Source organism: Peribacillus sp. NPDC096540 (assembly GCF_050278525.1).
GTDB lineage: Bacteria > Bacillota > Bacilli > Bacillales > DSM-1321 > Peribacillus.
In genome coordinates this window covers 1-20988 of the sequence record NZ_JBNNTG010000056.1, presented here as the reverse complement: position 1 = coordinate 20988, position 20988 = coordinate 1, and the positions used below count along the sequence as shown (strand labels likewise).

General features: G+C 36.7%; 16 protein-coding genes, 2 pseudogenes and 2 riboswitches. Of the genes and pseudogenes, 13 read left to right on the top strand and 5 right to left on the bottom strand.

What is annotated here, in order from left to right:
- Positions 1-730: 730 nt before the first annotated feature.
- On the bottom strand, positions 731-1534 hold the full coding sequence (locus tag ACQKMR_RS26460; protein ID WP_427699939.1) for a MerR family transcriptional regulator: 804 nt from the start codon (positions 1532-1534) through the stop codon (positions 731-733).
- Between the two features lie 151 nt (positions 1535-1685).
- On the opposite strand from ACQKMR_RS26460, the gene ACQKMR_RS26455 reads away from it, so the two are divergent.
- The 7 genes and pseudogenes from ACQKMR_RS26455 to ACQKMR_RS26425 all read left to right on the top strand — a co-directional run bounded on the left by ACQKMR_RS26455 (position 1686) and on the right by ACQKMR_RS26425 (position 10796).
- Positions 1686-3080, top strand: a complete 1395-nt coding sequence (locus ACQKMR_RS26455) for an APC family permease (protein ID WP_427699938.1) — start codon at positions 1686-1688, stop codon at positions 3078-3080.
- Positions 3081-3217: 137 nt separating this feature from the next.
- Positions 3218-4690 carry an aldehyde dehydrogenase family protein gene (locus ACQKMR_RS26450; RefSeq protein WP_427699937.1) on the top strand — a complete coding sequence of 491 codons (1473 nt, stop codon included), beginning with the start codon at positions 3218-3220 and terminating at the stop codon, positions 4688-4690.
- Positions 4691-4774: 84 nt separating this feature from the next.
- Positions 4775-5956, top strand: coding sequence for an iron-containing alcohol dehydrogenase (locus ACQKMR_RS26445; protein ID WP_427699936.1), 1182 nt, complete (start codon positions 4775-4777; stop codon positions 5954-5956).
- Between the two features lie 188 nt (positions 5957-6144).
- Positions 6145-7617, top strand: a complete 1473-nt coding sequence (locus ACQKMR_RS26440) for an aldehyde dehydrogenase family protein (RefSeq protein ID WP_427699935.1) — start codon at positions 6145-6147, stop codon at positions 7615-7617.
- Positions 7618-8046: 429 nt separating this feature from the next.
- A complete protein-coding gene (speB, locus tag ACQKMR_RS26435; RefSeq protein ID WP_427699934.1) occupies positions 8047-9048 on the top strand; it encodes an agmatinase in 1002 nt (333 codons plus the stop codon).
- Positions 9049-9214: 166 nt separating this feature from the next.
- Positions 9215-9314: riboswitch (glycine riboswitch) on the top strand.
- Positions 9315-9408: riboswitch (glycine riboswitch) on the top strand.
- 95 nt (positions 9409-9503) lie between these two features.
- Positions 9504-9823 (top strand): annotated as a pseudogene (glyA, locus tag ACQKMR_RS26430) (serine hydroxymethyltransferase); the annotation flags it as partial.
- Positions 9824-10277: 454 nt separating this feature from the next.
- Positions 10278-10796 carry a methyltransferase family protein gene (locus ACQKMR_RS26425; RefSeq protein ID WP_427699933.1) on the top strand — a complete coding sequence of 173 codons (519 nt, stop codon included), beginning with the start codon at positions 10278-10280 and terminating at the stop codon, positions 10794-10796.
- 468 nt (positions 10797-11264) lie between these two features.
- Here the strand turns inward: ACQKMR_RS26425 and ACQKMR_RS26420 are convergent, their stop codons facing one another.
- Positions 11265-11795 carry a hypothetical protein gene (locus ACQKMR_RS26420; protein WP_427699932.1) on the bottom strand — a complete coding sequence of 177 codons (531 nt, stop codon included), beginning with the start codon at positions 11793-11795 and terminating at the stop codon, positions 11265-11267.
- Positions 11796-12386: 591 nt separating this feature from the next.
- Between ACQKMR_RS26420 and ACQKMR_RS26415 the strand changes: the two genes are divergently transcribed.
- The 4 genes from ACQKMR_RS26415 to ACQKMR_RS26400 all read left to right on the top strand — a co-directional run bounded on the left by ACQKMR_RS26415 (position 12387) and on the right by ACQKMR_RS26400 (position 16052).
- Positions 12387-13184, top strand: coding sequence for a fumarylacetoacetate hydrolase family protein (locus tag ACQKMR_RS26415; RefSeq protein ID WP_427699931.1), 798 nt, complete (start codon positions 12387-12389; stop codon positions 13182-13184).
- A gap of 252 nt (positions 13185-13436) precedes the next feature.
- Positions 13437-13715 carry a hypothetical protein gene (locus ACQKMR_RS26410; RefSeq protein WP_427699930.1) on the top strand — a complete coding sequence of 93 codons (279 nt, stop codon included), beginning with the start codon at positions 13437-13439 and terminating at the stop codon, positions 13713-13715.
- A 438-nt stretch (positions 13716-14153) separates the two neighbouring features.
- Complete coding sequence (locus ACQKMR_RS26405; RefSeq protein WP_427699929.1) at positions 14154-14540, top strand: DUF192 domain-containing protein; 387 nt, start codon at positions 14154-14156, stop codon at positions 14538-14540.
- 285 nt (positions 14541-14825) lie between these two features.
- Entirely contained in the window at positions 14826-16052 is a 1227-nt protein-coding gene (locus ACQKMR_RS26400; protein WP_427699928.1) for an MFS transporter, read from the top strand.
- Here ACQKMR_RS26400 and ACQKMR_RS26395 read toward each other — a convergent pair.
- The 3 genes from ACQKMR_RS26395 to ACQKMR_RS26385 form a co-directional block, all read right to left on the bottom strand.
- Positions 16042-16278 carry a hypothetical protein gene (locus ACQKMR_RS26395; RefSeq protein WP_427699927.1) on the bottom strand — a complete coding sequence of 79 codons (237 nt, stop codon included), beginning with the start codon at positions 16276-16278 and terminating at the stop codon, positions 16042-16044. The two genes, ACQKMR_RS26400 and ACQKMR_RS26395, sit on opposite strands and share 11 nt — an antisense overlap.
- A gap of 638 nt (positions 16279-16916) precedes the next feature.
- On the bottom strand, positions 16917-17435 hold the full coding sequence (locus ACQKMR_RS26390; RefSeq protein WP_427699926.1) for a class I SAM-dependent methyltransferase: 519 nt from the start codon (positions 17433-17435) through the stop codon (positions 16917-16919).
- Between the two features lie 77 nt (positions 17436-17512).
- Entirely contained in the window at positions 17513-18568 is a 1056-nt protein-coding gene (locus tag ACQKMR_RS26385) for a glycosyltransferase WbsX family protein (protein ID WP_427699925.1), read from the bottom strand.
- A gap of 146 nt (positions 18569-18714) precedes the next feature.
- Between ACQKMR_RS26385 and ACQKMR_RS26380 the strand changes: the two are divergent.
- Together ACQKMR_RS26380 and ACQKMR_RS26375 are read left to right on the top strand one after the other, a co-directional pair.
- Positions 18715-18828, top strand: a pseudogene (locus ACQKMR_RS26380) (type III pantothenate kinase); the annotation flags it as partial.
- A 1440-nt stretch (positions 18829-20268) separates the two neighbouring features.
- Positions 20269-20754: an HIT family protein gene (locus ACQKMR_RS26375; protein ID WP_427699940.1), complete on the top strand. Its 486-nt coding sequence runs from the start codon at positions 20269-20271 to the stop codon at positions 20752-20754.
- Positions 20755-20988: the final 234 nt, after the last annotated feature.

Genomic DNA, 20988 nt, shown 5'->3' with positions numbered 1-20988 from the left:
CCAGTTGCGCTTCGTGAAACAGCTGAAGGCGGACTGGCTGCAACTCCGACGGGTCGTAAATTGGCAGAAGAAATATTTGGTTCATTTAAATAAACCTATACCTTGAGCTCAGTTATGAAATCACGTCCTCAAAAGTTTGCTCTGTCCTATGCGATAGCATTGGAGAAATAAACAAAGTCACCTCTAGGTACAAAATTAAACCCGTTCATGACTAATGACTAATCAGGGATATAAGACGAACCCACCCTTCAGGTACAGAACTTCCGGTTTAAGAGGAATCGGTTAAGTCATTCATCGTAGGACTGAAACCCTTTGAATATCAATCCTCGATGACGGAAGTAAGATTTTGGTACAAGCTATTATTAATTGTTCTCCGATTCTCCCATTTTTTTCATTATACATAAAAGTACCTATAGGGCAGACCTTTTTTAAGTGTCCACTCTATAGGGTACAGTTTATTTTCTGGCTGACCTTATAATACGAACAGGTACGTTAGTCCATTAAGAAGGAAAGAATCCATTTTGATTAATCTTTTTTCAAAATGGATTCTTTTTATTTACGCTAATAGGGTTCAGGTATCTATGAATGAAGATTCCCATTTTATTGTTTTTTCGTTGGCATCCTTTCTGAAAAAAGAACTTGCCATTAGCTAGTTCAATTCCATAATCATTACTTCTCCTATATCTTTCGTCTAAACTATAAAAATAAACATTTGTCCTGCCCAAATAGGTCAGACCTTTTGAACGGGAACTTGAATTTCAAAGGTAATCTCGTTTGGTTTATCTGTGATCGTAATATCAACATGCATAATTTGCAGCGCATCGCCGGTAATTTGATAACCACCTTCATCAAGATAATCAAATATTTTGCTCAAGCTTTCGCTTCGGTTCCATAGTAATTCTCCGTTATATCGGATACACGCAAATAACCCAGCCGGAACGATCCGTTGGTACTGTTTTGGTATTTTTTCTTTACTTTTTGCCACAACGAAAATGACTGATGGTTCTTCAAAACGTTTAGTTCTAAGATCCGCTTCCTGGATGAGAATGCCTAGTCTGTTACTGGCCAGAATCGGTGTCTTCTCAGCAAGCATATTTTCTAGCCTTATAACACCATAACCGAGTTCCAAATTATTATTGATTTTTTCATTCAATGTAATTAACTTCCTGCGTCCTAATTCACGAAACATAACCGTTTGAAGTTCCGTTTCTCTTGCTACGTGATCCAAATATACAATTTTTTCCCGGATATTTTCCTCCAAGTCAGTTAATTCGTTCAGCTTTGAAACAAGATCTGCGTGCTTTGCTTTAAGAATGTCCAAAGACTTACTAAAATTGCGTTCATTGAAATAATCCTTTATTTCATCCGTGCTCATTCCAAGTTGTCGTAATTCTTTGATGGTTCCTAAAACCTCGTACTGGAAAATAGAATAGTAGCGGTATCCCGAATGTGAATCGATATATTGCGGCTTGAATAAGTTAATCCGATCATAATGGCGCAAGGTCTCCGTAGTCATCCCTCGTAACTTTGCCATCTCACCAATTGTTAATTTTTCTTTCAGTTTAATCGCCCCCTTAAAAAATATAATACAGGTGTTGACCTTTGTGTTACAACAACCTTTATAATCAAAATACACAATAATTTAAATCTTCTGAGTATTCTTTATAAATGTGAGGGAGCTGATTATGAAACGGAAGAAACTTGCTAGAACACTTACTTTGTCACAGGTTGTTTTTTTAGGGATTGCTTGGAATAACCCCATGGTATTTTTTAATACCTATGGAATAGCTACCGTAACCTCACATGGTGTAATTACGGGTGCGTACATTATTGCATTTCTAGCGATACTGTTTACAGCGCTCAGCTACGGAAAGATGGCAAAAGCATACCCTATCTCAGGTTCAGCTTATACATTTACTCAAAAATCTATTAATCCTAAAGTTGGGTTTCTTGTAGGTTGGACAATTATGCTTGATTATATTTTAACACCTATGGTGACGTGTTTGATGTCCACTGTCTTTTTAAGTGCAGTGTTTCCAGGGATTCCACATTATGTGTGGATTATTCTTTTAACTACTATCATAGTTGTACCAAGCATACTAGGGGTAAAGACATCAGCATCCGCAAGTAAAATTTTCGTTATTGCTCAAATCATTTTCGTTTGTTTTTTCTGGATATTAACCGTCAAAAATTTATTAGATGGAGTTGGGACAGGAACTCTTTTCTCGAGTAAACCATTATTCAATTCAGAGGTTCCCTTGTCAGTAATCTTAGCAGGCTCTTCAATTCTTTGTTTTAGTTTCCTTGGTTTTGACTCACTTACTACCTTGTCAGAGGAAACAATCAATCCTGAAAAAACCATCCCAAGAGCTATTATCATAATGTTGCTATTAATAGGGGTTTTGTATATTGGCTCTTCCTACTTAGCACAATTGGTCTATCCGGGTTTTTCATTTGAAAACAATGATTCAGCAGCCATGGAAATCGCTATACTTGTTGGAGGAAACCTATTTAAATCATTATTTATTACTGCGGTAATTATTGGTAACTTTTCTTCAGGAGTTGCTTCAATTACAAGCGCATCACGTGTGTTATATGCAATGGGCCGCGATTCAGTATTGCCTGAAAATCTATTTGGTTATATTCATCCCAAATTTAAAACACCGTCACACGGTATTATCGTGATAGGAATAATTTCTTTACTAGGCGTCGTGTTAACTCTGGAGCAAGTCATCAAGTTTATCAATTTTGGAGGGCTCATTGCTTTTACATCTGTTAATCTATCTGTCATAGCCCATTATTTTATAAAAAATCAGAAACGATCTTTTAACGATTGCATAAGGTATTTATTTTTACCGTTCATTGGCGCAGTATTTACTATGTGGTTATGGTCACATTTAGAAATAGAGGCATTGATTCTTGGAGGCATTTGGGTGATATGTGGCTTAGCATATCTTCTTTATATGACAAATTTTTTCCGCAAGCCTCTTCCTGAGTTTCATTTTGATGAGGAGATCATTCCTCAAAAGGTAGAAGATATGAATGAAAAAACGCTTTCCCAAAAGGTAGAAGACTTTTAATCCGTTTTTTACACTGAAGTAAGTATATGAAACTAAAGGAGGTGTGAATATTTTGAAAATAAGGAAAAATGAAAGCGTTACCTATTTTTAAAGCGGGATTGTTAAAGTAAGAATAACGAACAGGAGGTTTTTTCAAATTGTTGAAGCTGAAAAAGTTTATAAACGGTGAGTGGATGGATTCTTTGAGTAAACAAACGAGTAATGTTGTTAACCCCGCAAACGGCAAGATCATTGCGGAGGCTCCCAACGGAAATGCAGAAGATGCCAGGATGGCCATTGAAGCGGCACGAACCGCATTTGATTCCGGGATTTGGTCAGACCTGCAGGCTTCGGAACGTGCTTCCTATTTATTTAAAATAGCAGAGAAAATTGAAGAACATACATCTGAGCTTAGCGAACTTGAAACAGCCAATACCGGAAAACCTCTTAAAGAAGCAGAGTTTGACATTGCGGATGCAGCGGATTGTTTTCGTTATTATGCCGGCTTAGTCACTAAACCGGACGGCCAAACGTATCCTGTTTCCGGTCCTGTACAGGCCATGGTTGTTCGAGAGCCGGTAGGGGTATGTGGACTGATCGCTCCGTGGAATTTCCCTTTACTGACTGGAGCTTGGAAAATAGCCCCTGCCCTTGCTGCAGGAAATACGATTGTATTTAAAACATCCGAGGTCACTCCGATTACGACTACTAAATTATTTGAGATTATCGAAGAAGTTGGCATACCAGATGGCGTTGCAAATCTAGTTATGGGTGGTGGTGCAACAGTAGGAAATGAACTAGCGGAAAGCGATAAAGTTGATATGGTTTCGTTCACTGGCAGTACATCGACAGGCAGAAGCATCATGAAAGCAGCAGCTGGAAATATTAAAAACATTGCACTCGAATTAGGCGGCAAGTCACCAAACATCGTTTTTGCCGACGCAGACTTTGAGACGGCCGTGGATTATGCTTTATATGGAATTTTTGTAAACGCCGGCCAAATTTGTAATGCAGGATCGCGTTTGCTGCTTGAAGAGAGCATTCACGACAAGTTTATCGATAGACTGATAGAGAAAGCGAAAAAGATCCGGGTCGGCCCTGGTGATCAACCGTCTACACAAATGGGTGCCCTTGTCAGTGAATCGCATATGAATAAGGTACTCCAATATATTCAACTTGGCATAGAAGAAGGGGCGACATTAGCCTGCGGCGGCAAGCGTATCACAAGCAATGGACTTGAAATGGGCTATTTTGTTGAGCCGACGATATTTGTTGATACCAAACCGGACATGAGAATTGTTCAGGAAGAAATATTCGGGCCAGTACTTACCGTGCAAAAATTTAAAGATGAAGCGGAAGCCATCCAACTTGCCAATGATACTCCATACGGCCTCGCAGCAGGTGTATTTTCACAAGACGGCGCGAAGGCTTTAAGAGTGACTAAGAAAATAAGAGCAGGAATTACGTGGATTAATGCTTATAATCTAGCCTACAATGAAGCACCGTGGGGAGGCTACAAACAGAGCGGAATTGGCCGTGGATTAGGAACTTTTGGTTTAGATGAGTTTAGTGAGGTAAAACAAATTAACATTAATTTAGAAGTGGAGCCAACCAAGTGGTTTGATCAATAAAAAATGAAGAAGTAGATATAAAAGAGTAAAAGAGAGTGAGTCACTATACTATTACACTATTTGAAAAATTGAAAGGGGAAATTAATGATGATCTGGGATTTTAATTTCAATCTTCCTACTTCTATAGAGTTTGGGAACGGAAAAGTTAAAAATATTGGGAAAAGAGCAAAAGAGCTAGGAGGAAAAAAGGCACTTCTAATTACCGATAAAGGACTGGCGCAAACTGGAATTTTACAAAAGGTTACCGATTCGTTAGACCAGGAAGGTGTCAATTATATTGTTTTTGATGAAATTACTCCTAATCCAAAAGATGTAGATTGCCATAGAGCCTATCAACAATTTAAAGACGAGGAAATAGATCTTTTGATAGGTCTTGGCGGCGGAAGTTCGATGGATACAGCAAAAGCAATTGGTACACTTTTAACCCATGGAGGAGAGCTTAGAGATCGTTACGGTTTTAATTTACTAGAGAGAGAAATCACTCCACTTATTTGTATTCCTACAACTTCAGGTACTGGAAGTGAGGTTACAACAGGTTCTGTCATTACAGATACAGTTACAAAACAGAAAGAGGCTATACTTGACATTAGACTGGCTCCGAAACTAGCAATTTTGGATCCTGAATTAACTCTAACTCTGCCTAAATCTATTACTGCTGCTACTGGAATGGATGCACTTACACATGCTATCGAAGCTTATACCAGCAATATTGCTGAACCAATTTCAGATGCTCTCAGTCTTTATTCAATTGAATTAATTGCTAAGTACCTTCCGTTAGCTGTAGAAAATGGGAACGACTTAGAAGGACGGAAAAATATGCTTGTAGCCAGTTTAATTGCAGGTATGGCATTTAATCACGCGGATCTTGGTGCTGTACATGCTATGGCTGAACCACTTGGAGGTCTTTATGATACTCCACATGGGGTAGCAAATTCTATCTTTCTTCCACATGTGTTTGAATTTAATATTCCTTCAAACCCTGAAAAACATGCAATTGTAGCTGAAAAACTTGGAGCAAATAAAGAAGGTAAAACAATTGAGGAAACTGCCTATGAAGGTGTTGTATTGTTAAAAGAGCTTGCTCGTAAAATTGGCATTCCTGATTTTCGAGATTTAAATAATGTCAATCCGGAAGATTTCCCATTCCTTGCTGAAGGGGCAGCAGTTCATTTATGTACACAGACGAATTCAAGAAAAGTGACACGCGAAGATTATTTGGCATTATTCCAAAAGACTTATGAGGCGAAAAACACAACATTAATTTAAAAATTTAACTAGATTAATGTTGATCTAGAATTTTTGAATCGGCGGCCGGCTTGATGGGAGTTTTAATTGGGCGGCCGCCATGTTTTACAGAAAACATGCGTATGCCCACTTGCTGCGGGTACATAATTAGCTATTTATGGATATGAGATTGCTATAAAGTAAGATTAACGAACTGGAGGTTTTTCAAATTGCATAAGTTGAAAATGTTTATAAACGGTGAGTGGATGGATTCTTTAAGTAAACAGAAGAAAAATATTGTAAATCCGGCAAACGGCAAGATCATTGCAGAGGCTCCCAACGGAAATGCAGAAGATGCCAAGATGGCTATTGATGCAGCACGACTAGCATTTGATTCTGGGATTTGGTCGGACTTACCGGCTTCGGAACGGGCTTCCTATTTATTTAAAATAGCGGAGAAGATTGAAGAAAATGTATCTGAGCTTAGCCAACTTGAAACAGCCAATACCGGAAAACCTCTTAAAGAGTCAGAGTTTGACATTGCTGACGCAGCGGATTGTTTTCGCTACTATGCCGGTTTAGTCACAAAACCGGACGGCCAAACGTATCCTGTTTCTGGTCCTGTACAGGCTATGGTTGTTCGAGAGCCGGTAGGGGTATGTGGACTGATCGCTCCGTGGAATTTTCCTTTACTGACGGGAGCTTGGAAAATAGCCCCTGCCCTTGCTGCAGGAAATGCGGTCGTGTTTAAACCAGCCGGGATAACTCCGGTTACCACTACCAAATTGTTCGAGATTATCAAAGAAGTTGGCATTCCAGATGGCGTTGCCAATCTCGTGATGGGCGGTGGGGGAACCGTAGGAAATGAAATAGCGGAAAGCGATAAAGTCGATATGGTTTCATTCACTGGCAGCACCTCAACGGGCAGAAGCATCATGAAAACAGCTGCTGGAAATATTAAGAACATTGCCCTCGAACTAGGCGGCAAGTCACCTAACATCATTTTCGCCGACGCAGACTTTGAGACAGCAGTGGATTATGCTTTATATGGGATTTTTGTAAATGCAGGTCAAGTTTGTAATGCAGGATCGCGTTTGCTGCTTGAAGAGAGCATTCACGACAAGTTTATCGATAGACTGATAGAGAAAGCGAAAAAGATCCAAGTCGGTCCTGGTGATCAACCTTCTACAGAAATGGGTGCCCTTGTCAGTGAAGCACATATGAATGAGGTACTCCAATATATTCAACATGGCATAGAAGAAGGGGCGACATTAGCCTGCGGCGGCAAGCGTATCACAAGCAATGGGCTTGAAAAGGGCTATTTTGTTGAGCCGACAATATTTGTTGATACCAAACCGGACATGAGAATTGTTCAGGAAGAAATATTTGGGCCAGTACTGACTGTACAAAAGTTTAAAGATGAAGCGGAAGCCATCCAGCTTGCTAATGATTCCCCATATGGCCTCGCAGCAGGTGTATTTTCCCAAGACGGTGCAAAGGCTTTAAGAGTGATTAAGAAAATAAGGGCCGGAATTACATGGATTAATGCCTACAATCTAGCCTACAATGAAGCCCCGTGGGGAGGCTACAAACAGAGCGGAATTGGCCGTGGATTAGGAACTTTTGGTTTAGATGAGTTTAGTGAGGTAAAACAAATCAACATTAACTTAGAAGTGGAACCAACCAAGTGGTTTGATCATTAAAAATTGAGAAGTAGAGATAAATGAGTAAAAGAGAGTGAGTAATGCTTACATCGAAGAAGTTCTAATAATAGAGGAAGCATTTTTTTGAATCCACCAAAATTTTAAAATGTTATTTCTGTAAATGGGCTGGAAAAGAAAGAAAGCTGTCAGCCTAATTGTTTATTTTACTAGTGCTAGTTCATCAAGATTTGTTTTTTAAGACCTAATTTAAGACCTAACAAGAAAATAATAATATTTTACAGTATATGTATTATATTCCACGCGCTCTTTCTCCGTGGCGTTTACTAGGGAGAATCGAGTAATCAGAAAATATGTTGGTTCCTGGTAGTCATTATTGACTACACAATTCCGTTTTGCCTAGTTTTATAGGTTGGCAGGAAGCTTGCCTATATATTAACGAGGACGTAATACAAGTGGGAGGCAAAGTTCATGTCGAATAATGAAAAACAACATCTTAATTTACCTTTTACCGGAATCTGTACGTTCGGGAAATATCCCGTATGTCCTGATCTAGACCAGCTAGATGCAGATGTAGCTGTCATTGGAGTTCCAAATGATATGGGAACACAATGGAAGTCAGGCGCAAGAATGGGTCCAAGAGGAATTCGGGAGGGCTCTACATTATATAGTTTCGGGTTAGATGGTGCCTATGATATTGAAAATGATATCATTTATCTTGGCCCGAAATGGAAAGTCGTTGATTGCGGTGATGTAGACATAGTCCATGGGGATATGATGCAATCCCATGATAATACGGAAATAGCCATTCGAAAAATCGTTTCAAAAGGTGCAATGCCAGTTGTTTTAGGTGGAGATCATTCCATTACAATTCCAGTAGGAAAGGGCTTGGGTGAACTCGGGCCATTTCATGTGATCCAGATTGATGCACATTTAGACTGGGCAGATCACCGTTCAGGAATGCGGGTTGGACATGGAAGTTGCATCCGCCGCTTATCTGAAATGAATCATGTTCAAAAGATTTTCCAATTGGGCATTCGTGGAATCAGCAGCAGTAAAAAAGAAGATGTCGATGCTGCCAGAGAATACGGAAGTGTCATCTTGTCTCCCCGCCAAATGAGAAAGATGGGATTTGAACAGGTTCTGGAACTTATTCCAGAAGGTGAAAAATATTATATTACCATGGACATTGATGGCCTCGACCCATCGATCGCCCCTGCGACAGGCACACCTTCTCCTGGAGGCCTGCTTTATGATGAAGTCAACGAATTACTCCATGGAATTGCAAAAAGAGGAGAAGTAATCGGTTTTGATATGGTAGAAGTAGCTACTCCTTACGATCATACGGGAATAACTGGACAAGTGGCAGCGCGCCTCTCATTAGACTTACTTAGTTATGTTTTAAAAGAAAAAGAGAAAAACCAGGCTGCAATCAGCGATTATCAAGAGCAGAACTACATAAAGAAGCATTAGTCTGTTAAATTTGAAAGCGTTTGCTGATATAAAGTGATTTTCCTCCGTTTTATCTTTTCTTAGTTTCCTGAATATGTATAAATAAAGAGGCGATACCATAAAAAATACTTATGTAAATAATGTACAATCGCGAATATTTAGAGTGTTTCAAAAAAATATATAGCTGATGACGATTGTGGGAGAGTGCAATGTAGACAGCCACTGAAGGAGCAAGTTCCAAAAAAACCTTGGAACAAATCTCTCAGGTAAAGAACCACAATGGGACGCAACTCTGGAGAGAGCGTTTATAAAACGCCACCAAAGGGGAAGACTCTTTTTAGCATAGAGTTAAACTCTCAGGTAAAAGGACAGAGAAGGGAATGTTGCCATTACCCTTTTCTGTCCTTTTTTGCGTGCAAAAACAGGGAACATGATATGAAGTGGCAGCAGCTATCTAAAAAAAGGAGGAAATAAGAATGAGTTTGCAGAAAAATGATCAAACCATTTTTAAGCAATTGAAAACGAAAGGCAACGGCAACATCAAACACTAGAGTTGATCGCATCAGAAAACTTCGTCAGCCAAGATGTATTAGAGGCCATGGGAAGTGTGATGACGAATAAATATGCAGAGGGTTATCCAGGAATACGTTATTATGGCGGATGTGAATTTGATGATGTGGCAGAACAAGCAGCTATTGAGCACTTAACAAAGCTGTTTGGTGCCAAATATGCAAAGGTTCAGCCTCACTCAGGTGCATACTCGACTTGGAAGTATTTTGTTCTATCACAAATGGGATGCCAGTACTAGTTTGTGCCTCCCATGATTACTTATTCCCTATATCAATACCAACATGTCCACCTTTTTTTAGTATTAAAGAATACTATATGTCTGGCATTACTCCCCTAGTAGATACCGGTTTTTCAGTAGTGTCTGGAAATTAGGAGTATCTCTTGGCGATGAACCACGCTTTGGATTACGTTAAACAACTTATTGGGCAGGGAGTTCAACAAGGGATTATTTATTATTTGTAGAACTTATTACTTAATATTTTTTTCTGGAAGGAGTATTTAGATGAGACAAATAATCGCTCTGTGAAGTATTTAAGTGAGGAGGATGAATATGTTTCAAACACTAGAGGATTTCTTAAATTATGGAATAAATGTAAGTTTACATATTTTGGGGTATTCGTAATATAAATAAGTAGCAATAAACTTCAATTGTAAATTAAAGACCTAAAAGGTGGGATAGAATGGATGCATTTTTGACAGTTATACCAATTATACTTATAAGGTATGGCCTATTGAGTGCAATAAGTAAAGAGGGGCCTAAACGTGCAGGTTTCTTTGCTCCATTATTGGGAAAAGAAAAAGTGGCTTTCTGGATTTATCAAATTACGACCGCCCTTATTCTATTATTTTTATTACTACTCAAAATTAGAACAGACTCAGTTTGGTTTTATATCGGCCTAATAATCTATATTTCAGGAATTGTTTTATATGCGGTATCTATAGTAAATTATGCTAAACCTAAAATGAATGGGATAAATGTAAACGGGTTATATCGAATATCCCGCAATCCTATGTACATTGCATATTTCATTTACTTCTTGGGTTGTGTATTGCTTACACATTCATGGATATTGCTTGGGTTATTAATAGTTTTCCAAATATCAGCGCACTGGATTATTCTTTCAGAAGAAAGATGGTGTATCAAGAAATTTGGGGAAGAGTATATAAAATATATGAATAGAGTGAGACGTTATTTTTAGATAGGTACGGTACAAATTTGATATTCAAGTGGTGATCCCCCATCTTTTAAAATATTCATTAAGGAAGCACATAACGGACTTCCTTTAAAACTTTAAAATAATCAACATTATTCTTAAACATAGCCTTTATTATAAAAACAAAATTTTGAAAGAATGTACTTAAGTTAACAGGTGCGTTAGTTGATTAAGGAACACAAAAATGATCAATCTTTTTTATAAAAGAATAATCCAATTAAATAGTATAAGGGCATGTTTTGATTAATCTTTTTTCAAAACATGCCCTTTCTATTTATTCCTTTATCAAGGTGGAAAAAGAAGCTCTTCCTATTGGGTTTTTGCATCTTTTAATTAGCACATTTAGTTGTGAATTTGAAAGAAGGAAACAATATATTGTTGCTAAACTTTATACAAAAAAACAGCTGTCGACTTTGTCGACAGTCTGGAACCATATTAAATATGGTGTCTTTTTTATTTTAATGGGATTTCGAAATCTCCAATAGTCAAAGTATTCCCATCTTTTATTTTGTAATTTTTACGATATAATTCCATCATAATATCGCCAGCTTGATCTGTCCTGTCTTTATATTCGGATTGAGGTTTATAAGTAAAAGGGAAGACTTTTTTATATACTTGAACTGAATTTCCTCTGTATTTTTCTCCAATGATTTTGTAAGTATGATAGCTTACTGCGTAGTCATCCTTTAAATTTCGATCTTCTATTATATGATACTCTTGGGCAATGTAAAGTCTAGGTAAAATAGAAATGACAAGGACAATAAATATGACAAGACTTATAATTAGTGGAATTTTTGTATTTCTGAAATATAAGAATGAAGCTATCCAATAAATAGTTAAAAAGAAGAAATAAGGGATCAGTGTTCCCATAATAAACTCTTTTCCATCAGGAGAGATAAGAGCAAATTCTAAAGAAAGTAGAATCAACATTACAAACCGTAGAGTTAAATAAACTACAGATAAAGAAATAAAAAACAAGTTCACTTTTCGGCTCGTTCGGTATGGCGGTGAAACCGTAAAGGGAACAAGAACCTACAAAATGTAGGCGTTAGCCGTACAGATCGTGGTTATCGGTCCATTTAATGCCGAAGCGACACGTACAGAATGACAGAAAGGTGTTTTTCCGTTATGATAAGTCTGTAGTGCTCCCGCCTGAAATATATTTTGATACTCTAAATATTCTCAAAATGTTATAAATAAAGGCTAGTCGCAAACTAACTGAAAGTGAAAACATACCTTTTCCAGACAAAGACACTAATCGCTCCACAGTGATATTAAATTCATTTAGTGTAGTTTTAAAATAGAGTCGTACCGTTTATAAAAAACATATATCGGTTTAAATAAAGTTTAATCGTTTATAAAAATGATAAACCGAAATGAATCCTTGATTTTGATTTTCCTTAATGCTCTTCGGGAATGCTAAAGGGGAGTTAATTGTATGTGGAAGCTAAACTTCTATTTCATTGAGCTTTTCGGTTATAATGGAGTTGGATGTCTTCGTTTGCGATTATGTGGAGACCCGAGTTTTATATTATCTGAGGTCAGTATACCTTACATCAAAGGAGTTTATTCATAATGCATGTGCTACAAAAAACACAAAAAATAGTTCGCTATCAGAATCAACAGGGCAAGATACATTACGGTATTGTTGAGGATGAGATGATATTACAACTGTCTAGCAGTTTTGCTGAACTTGTCAACAAGGAAATAAAGTATGACGGGGTAGAGCTGAAATATAGTGACGTGAAAATTTTGGAACCTGTAAAACCCTCGAAAGTGGTTAATTTCGGCTGGACATATGCAGGTCATGCGAAGGAAACAGGGGGAGAGGCAAACCTTGTAGAACCATTTCTATTTTTAAAGCCATTATCTGCGCTTATTCCAGACAAGGAGAAAATTATCCTTCCTCCAAACGATCTATCCAACCAAGTAGAACTTGAAGGGGAAGTAGCCTTGGTAATTGGAAAGCGCGGAAAAAACATTAAAGAAGAAGATGCGCTTGATTATGTGTTTGGTTGTACGATATTTAATGACGTCACAGCAAGAGATCTTACAAAAAAAGATCCACAGTTTACGCGGGGCAAAGGATTTGATACGTTCGGACCTTTGGGGCCGTGCATCGTTACCGGGGTAGATCCTACAAATTTGCGGATTGTGACCACTTTAAACGGCCGCGTTGTACAAGACGGGAATACCAATGAAATGTCTCTAAGCATTCCGTATCTAATCAGCTGGCTTTCGCAGGTAATGACACTTGAGCCAGGTGACATTTTGGCCACGGGTTCACCATCTGGCAGCTGCCCGATCAAGTCGGGGGATGAGGTCGTTGTTGAAGTCGAGGATATCGGTCGGTTATGTAATGAGGTTCAGTAGGATTTGCCAGCATTCTTAATAACCACAAATGAAAATATTCATAAATAGATGAGCCGACTTTTTAAAATGTTACAGGGGGCATCGTAATAAAAAGAAAGAAGAGTTTCTTTGTACTTGCATTCGCATGTGGTGCTGCTAGAGAAACGGCAGTATTAAAAGAGCTTGGTGTCAATTAATTTGAGATAAATGATAAACCTGATGGTCAATGGCTAAATAAAGTTGAGTATTGAATCATTCCTTAATGAATTCTGAGTGGCAACTGAAGAAGAAATGGAAAAGGCAGCAGAGCTTGAAATTAGACATATGGCTTTCATGAGGTTGCAGGAAATGAATGTACAATTTGACAGTGCGTCTTATAAAGAACTATTAAAAGAGTTTCAAGATTTTGAAACCGATTCGAGTAAATTTGGGAGAGATGTATCCAGCCGTTTATCCGTTCTGTATGAATGGCCAATCAGAATTAATCATGCAAACGGCCCTATTTATATTGGTGAACACGATTTATATGAAGAAGAAGAGAATGAAGATTGATATTGAAATTTACACTTGGCATAGTCGTATAGGTTCATGTATTAGCTATTAATGTATTTTAAATCGATTTTAGAGCGTTAACCAAAAGGGTTAACGCTCTTTTTGTTTACAAAATTTGCTGGATATGAAGTAAGGGGATTCTTCCTTCTTTTTGAACTAAAGGGGCAGTTCAGTTGAACAAATCTTTTTATATATTGTTGCTGTGATTATTGAAAACAAAGTATTAAATTTAAAACCATAGAATAAGTATTAGAAGTGAAAAGGAGCTTGCCTAGTTATTTTTTTCTTCTTGTTTTCGTTTTATCTCAAACTTTCTTCCTTTTTATTATTAGGGGAAAAGACGTTTTTTCGAAAAAAGGAAATTTCAATCTCATGAACTTCTTTAAAAAGACATCAATTTTCTTTCCTGCTTATAATAATACTCGAGGGTGAGCAAACATGAAAAATAGAATAAAAACAAAAATGATAAAAATACTCAGTGGTAACAGGGAAACTAGATTAACCGTTCAAGTTGCAGATACTCAAATAAAAATAGAAAAGGGCTTAATGTTTGTTGGGAAATTACCCGAAAATGAGGGGATGTTATTTGTGTTTTCAGAAAAAATATATGGTGGCTTTTGGATGAAAAACACATTAATTCCTTTATCTATTGCTTTTCTTGATTCAGATGGGGAAATTCTAAAAATACTTGATATGGAGCCTTGTAAAAAGGATAAATGTCCTACCTATGATCCAGATCTTTCTTATCATTATGCAATTGAAGTGAATCTTGGATGGTTTGAAAAGAATCAAATCAAAGAAGGGGATTATGTAAAGTTTGATTGAATTCATCTCACCACACTTCTAGTTCTTAGAGGTGTGGTGATTTTTTAATGGATATTTATGTTAATATCGCTGAAAAAATAGTGAAGAAATGTACATAAACTAACAGGTGCGTTAGCTTAAGATAGGAGCAGTCTTTAAGGCAGCTTTTTCTTTATTTCATACTATCGGGACAGTTGTGGCATTAAACCATAAAAATAATATTGACTTAAAGAGCGTTTTTTCAGTTATTAATAATTAAGAACATTATAATTAATTAATAAAAACTTTTTATCATTGGGAGATATTATGAAAAGAATACCGTTTTATAGTTTCTGGTTTGCTAAGACAAGCATAGCCTTAGCTGATGTCATTTACATTATGGTTATTACCACATTTATATATCAAAAAACTGATTCTGCATTAATTGCTTCATTATTTCCTTTATTCAAAGCCTTGGCTAATATAATCGCTGGTCTAACATCACCATTAATATATAAAAAGTTCACTTTTTCTAAATTAATGGTGAGTCTTCAGGGTTTAAAGGCAATAATACTTACTCTCTTACTCTTTGGTTTCTTGCCTATAACTACTCATATTTATGTTCTGTTATTTATAATTTTAGTAATATCTTTTATGGAAGGATGGGGAAACCCGTTACTTAATTCTGTAACACCTAAAATTGTACCGAAAGAAAATCTTGTGAAAGCAAATAGTTCTATATCCATCACAACTCAATCTGTTCAAATAGCTGGGTATAGCTTTACTGGTTTTGCCGTAATAAATTGGGGGCATAATCCAACTTTGGCTTTTAATGCAGTGTTGCTTTGGGTTTCCGTATTATGTTTATATATTACTTCACAATATTTAATTGATATAGTTGAAGTTCAAACGGAAAAGCAATCCAAATGGGCACTAATGAAAGAAGGCTGGGGTATCTTATGGTCTAATCTAACTCTTAGAATGGTTACTTTAATGGATGTTATTGAGGGAATGGCAGGTTCCATTTGGATTGGAGCAATAACATTAGTGTATGTAAAAGAAGCCTTAAACCAAGGGGAGCAATGGTGGGGTTTTATTAATGCAAGTTATTATATTGGTTCTATTATTGGTGGTATAATCACTTTATTTTTAGCTAAAACAATTCAGAAGCATTTGATATTTAGTATGGCAGTTGGTTCGTTATTATTTAGTATTTTTACGTTAATTTATGGGCTGACGAGTATTCCAATACTGGCCCTTCTGCTTTGTGTTGCAATGGGTCCAGCATACCAAATTAGAGATGTGGCTCAACAAACTGCATTTCAAATAAATATTCAAACTCTACATTTACCAAAGGTATTTGCATTCCAAGGCATCCTGCTATCAACTGTTACAGGTTTATCCATTTTTCTAATGGGTTTCATTGCTGACTTTGTTGGAGTACGAGCTGTATATATATTCGGTTCAATCCTTATCTTTATTTCTGCTATATTATCTTTTACTTTAGTACAGGCAAACAAAAGGAAATTTTCTACTGTTGATTTTAAATCATAATAATATAAAGCTTTTCTTCAACTAACGGGTGCGTTAGCTGAAGATCGGAACTGGCCATCGTTTTTAATGCTTTGTCTCCTTGTGTGGTTTTACTCGTTTTTTTACCAGCACTTTCATCATTTCCGGGACTTACACCAGCCCATGGTGAAGCCGTGTTTTTCAAAGCATCTACACTTCCAGTTTCACGATATTTCTCTACCCAATTTTCTATCATAATTTTGGGCAACTTTTACATAACTTCCTTCACCATTTAAATACCTTTAAACTGCTTGTATTTTTAACTCGTAAGAGCAGCTGTTATTTTTTTTCAGATATTGCAAAATCTCCTCCAAGTATGAGTGTAAAAAGGCTACAGATAATCTGTAGCCTTTTTACACTGTAAAGGAATAATATCAGTACCCAACCTCTTTTCTTTATTTGTCGATAATGAGTATCCGGTGAGAAGTCGGGTGAAGGGAAGCTATAGAGGGCCCCATGGGGACAAAATAGATAGTGGAAATATGGGAAATGAACCAACAACGCCAAAAGAAAATAAAGAAACGAAAAACTGAAGAAGATGTATTTCATTATCCTCTGTTGATGCCGCGTTCTTGCCTTTCATCATTATGGTCCCCTTAACAGAGATTAAAAAAAAGAATCGTTGGTGAATATCCAATAATTCGGTTTTATCTAACAACCTTACAAAACAAAGGATGCGATAAAAATTGTACAATTATATATCACAAGGAGTTAATTTATGCCGCTTAAATATGTTAGTGCATTACCACTGCAAACAATTTGCCTAGTAGCTACATAACGATTAGGATTTTTTTAGACTACCCTTTAATCGGGTTAGGTAACCTAATATGAATTAATTTTTACTTCTTATTTCAATTTACGTATGAGGCGCAAACTATCGTAATCACAAACAAGTACATACTCTTTACTCTCACATAGTTCATCAACAGCTTTTCTAACATCAGGATAAACAGTGTAGTCATGAAACGCTATAAATCCTCCGCGGACAACTCTTGGAGCATATAACTCTATATCTCTTTTTACGCCTAAATAACTATGGTCTCCATCTACGAAAAGGGCAGATATGCTCTCAGGACAATCTTGTATTGCTTCATGGCTGAAATTTTTTATTGGTGATACATAGTTTGCAAGACGGAAATTTAGAATATTATTCTGAAATACGTTAAAATAATCTGCATAATATCCATTGGTAATAAAAGGATCAATGGCAAAAATTGTTCGTTTCTTTTCACTTATCCACTTGCTCCCGAGACCTAATGCAACAGTACTTTTCCCTTTAAAGGAACCAATCTCAACAATTTCCCCATCTAAATGATCAACGAGAGCTGGCAAATGTAGTAGTGCAGTTTGCTCTGCAGTTGTCAACCACCCACTGACCGAATCAATGAACTGATGCAATTGGCTAATTTGAAACTGATGTTCAGTAATTTTAGGTCACCTCTCTAAAACCCATTATTTTCTAATGCTTTTTTTACCGACTCCAAATATTGTAATCCGTATTTTTTATCCGGTTCTAAATATGTTCCTTCGCCCCATTCATTCCAGGCATTAATAAACAAAAATTCACTGTTTATTTCTAGAGATCTTTTTATTTGTTGTGTTAGATAAAAGGAAAATTTTTCGGGAGACGCGCCAGTGAAGATAAGAGGTGAGTTTCCACCAACCCGGGCGGAGTTATCCCAATCGATGAAAGCTCCTAAATAAGTTTTAGCACTATCCTTGTCAGCCTTTCTTTCTAGTATACTGGACCAGTATTTATCGTAATTCACTAGTTCAAATTTTTGCTTAAAACCATCAACAGCTTTTCCACAATGGATACCATTTGTTAAATACATTGTGTACCCAGGCTCAAACTCAAAACGAGCATCGAATCCTTTAAGTTGAGGGTTGTTAAATCTGTTTAAAGTTTGGACAAAATAGATTCCATCAAGCTCATTTTCGACAGCTAATTTTTGCCAATACTCCAGCATCTCCTCGCATTTGGGAATATCGCTAGGACGATAAATAAGAAATAAAGGTTTGTTTTCTACTCTGATATACCTTTTATCTTTAAATGCTGTTAGGAGAAATTCGAAATGTTCTTTCCAATCTACTTTTTCTCCGTAATCTTGATCTTCCAAAACCTCATGATTTGAACCGGTCCATGTTCTTGTCCACGGGTCGTTTGCCCAGGAAAGACAGAAGGGGAAATCGGGCTCTCCTTTTTGAAGAACTGCATCAAATGGTTTATGAAGAAACCTTTTTCCCTTAAACCAGTAATGATAATAACAAAATCCGTAGATGCCATATTTTCTTGCAATTTGTGCTTGCCATTCCCTTGCAGATTCGTCTGTCAAATTATAGTAATAGTCTTGGTACGGCTCTTTCGGCTGATAATGTCCGGAAAATAGAGGCTTTGCTTTTCTGGTATTGGTCCATTCGGTAAATCCTTTTCCCCACCAACGATTATTTTCGTCGGTCTCATGAAATTGAGGCAAATAGAAAGCTATAGGTTTCAAAATCATCGCTCCTTTAAAAACATTAGAAGGTAGGTTCTAAAATTTATAAGTGGTACCTCTTTTTTTTCGAATCAGAATTTGGCAATAGCATTCCCTTCAATTAAATTCAATTGTCTCTTGCATTTTTACCTTCCTTAAGATGATTAGAAGCTTTGTATTCAAAGGCGGAAAAATTGCCTCGTGAAATTACCTTTCCGTATGACAACATTTGCAGAAATATAGTTGCCGCAATGCAGGCGGAAATATTATATGGATACGTCTGCCTTTTAAGCAGTATTCCTATATTCGGAAATTCTCTGGAATTAACAGCCTTTACTGCTGTTATACATGCTCTCCTTAGTATCTAGAGTGAGAGTCTTCCTTCGAATGTCACAGCATAACAAGAGGGTGGAACCTGCGCATCTCTTATAGATGACAATAAACTTGAAAAAGACGTGCCATAATGTGCACCTAGTTCCACAATATTTTCCTGTTTAATAAAGCGCACAAGATCATATACAAATAGTATGTGTCCGACCATGGGCCATTCCTATGAAATACTGGGCAATTCCGGTGCTCAATCCATTACAAATATAGTATCGTAAAATGCCCATTACAAAACCATCATCTCAATTTCTTTTATTCTAACCCGCTCCCATAAAACAAACGTATATGAAATCGAGTATTCCTTTTGTAAGTATAAATATTTCGGATAGGCTGCGAGAGGTAAATTATAACTTGAGGAGAACCTAAAATTAATAATAAGATACGCAGCTTAACCCTTGGATGAAACCGGATTGATAATAAGGGGCTATCTTTGCTGTAATATCGGTATACTAAGGGTCATCCGTAAACCAAACGGCTGTTTTGATCCCAAATTCCCTGAGGGCATTCAATTAATTAACTCAAAGCCTTCTTTACCCGCAATGTATACTGTTTCCTGTTTTACACACCGAAATGTTCGGAAAGATCCATTTTTAAAAATAAAACTTTCGTGGTTCCCCATTTACATTTAGACACTAAGTTAGTGCTGTATTTACCAACACTTTTCAGTCCATAATCCGTGTTGAACAGGGCCTGATAGTTGCCCTATAGGTGAGAGAATCTCCCTTGATTCATAGGTGGTTTGTTGATGTAATTACACAAGTTATTACTTCGTTTGATTTTTCAATATATGAATCTGTTCTAAAAGTGTTGTATGTTTAAGATCAAAAAAATCTTTTGTAGCTTGAGAATAATCACCGAGGAAATTTCTTATTGAAACCTCTTTCTGAAGGGACAAGCGTACCAACCTGAAAGAGGATATATTAAAGAAACGCCTTTAACGTTAGTATCAAGAGATATAAACGATGCAATTGTAGGTTATTATGGAGAATACCTAGATTTCCACTTGTGTAGCGCAAGAGTAATGGAAATAAAAAGAATTGGAAAATAAAAGTTCCATTTTATAATGAAATTGGAAGTGGAAACAGAAAAAAACCATACGATACGATATAGGGCTTGAGACTATAACTCTAAAGATAACCCCTTTTACCACTGTTTTAACTGGATTTTCACACAAAACCATTCAAGATAAAAAATGAACTCCATGAACTAATGGGGCAGGTTATTTGCATAAGGTATGTCGTATAAGACATAAACTGTACGGCTAAAAGGGCATATCTTAATGTTTTAAAAAACTAGTAATGGTATAATATCCCTGAAACTTAGGGGGGATAACTCTGAGGAAAATTACATTATCAAATGGTAAAAGTGTCGAAGTTGAATGTTTGAGTTGTGCATTAACAAGTGGTTTGATCGAACCTGATGGTGGAGTCGTAATTGAAACGGAATATTTTCACGCTCATCAGGATGTAGCATACCCAATAAAAGGGCTAATCATTTTAGCTTCAAAACGTCATATAAAGTGTTTTGATGAGTTAAATGAAGAAGAAAGATTAGATTATATATATATCTTAACGAAAATCAGGCAGGCTCAGAGAGCAGTATTAGGTATAGAATTTGTTTATTATTTTTATAACGAAGATACATCACATCATTTTCACACTTGGATGGTTCCACGATATGAATGGATGGACAAATTTGGACGTTCAGTTGAATCCGTAAGACCTGTTCTTCTACATTCGAGGAATAATTTGAACAGTGAAGAAAATGTTAAAGAAGTTTTATTTGCGATTGAGAAACTAACTAAAGAATTAAACAGCTAATATGTTCTTCTAACAAACTGGAGAAGAATTTTAATATTACCGCACAACTCGTATAAGATGTACAGTATCGCTTGCGTTTTCACTAACAGGTGCTTTACTTCAATTAGGAAGGTTGCTGAAGCAGCCTTTTTCTTATGGCACTAAACCAGCTAATAGTTTGTCAACATTTTTCAATAAAAACTTAAAATATTTCATGCTATACTAAAAATATGCATGCCAAATAACCTACCTGAT

What these genes read in the sequence shown, in the direction of transcription:
- speB (WP_427699934.1), top strand. Translation starts at nt 8,047, where the DNA reads ATGTCGAATAATGAAAAACAACATCTTAATTTACCTTTTACCGGAATC.
- ACQKMR_RS26425 (WP_427699933.1), top strand. Translation starts at nt 10,278, where the DNA reads ATGGATGCATTTTTGACAGTTATACCAATTATACTTATAAGGTATGGC.
- ACQKMR_RS26445 (WP_427699936.1), top strand. Translation starts at nt 4,775, where the DNA reads ATGATGATCTGGGATTTTAATTTCAATCTTCCTACTTCTATAGAGTTT.
- ACQKMR_RS26455 (WP_427699938.1), top strand. Translation starts at nt 1,686, where the DNA reads ATGAAACGGAAGAAACTTGCTAGAACACTTACTTTGTCACAGGTTGTT.
- ACQKMR_RS26415 (WP_427699931.1), top strand. Translation starts at nt 12,387, where the DNA reads ATGCATGTGCTACAAAAAACACAAAAAATAGTTCGCTATCAGAATCAA.
- ACQKMR_RS26460 (WP_427699939.1), bottom strand. Translation starts at nt 1,534, where the DNA reads ATGGCAAAGTTACGAGGGATGACTACGGAGACCTTGCGCCATTATGAT.
- ACQKMR_RS26405 (WP_427699929.1), top strand. Translation starts at nt 14,154, where the DNA reads ATGAAAAATAGAATAAAAACAAAAATGATAAAAATACTCAGTGGTAAC.
- ACQKMR_RS26400 (WP_427699928.1), top strand. Translation starts at nt 14,826, where the DNA reads ATGAAAAGAATACCGTTTTATAGTTTCTGGTTTGCTAAGACAAGCATA.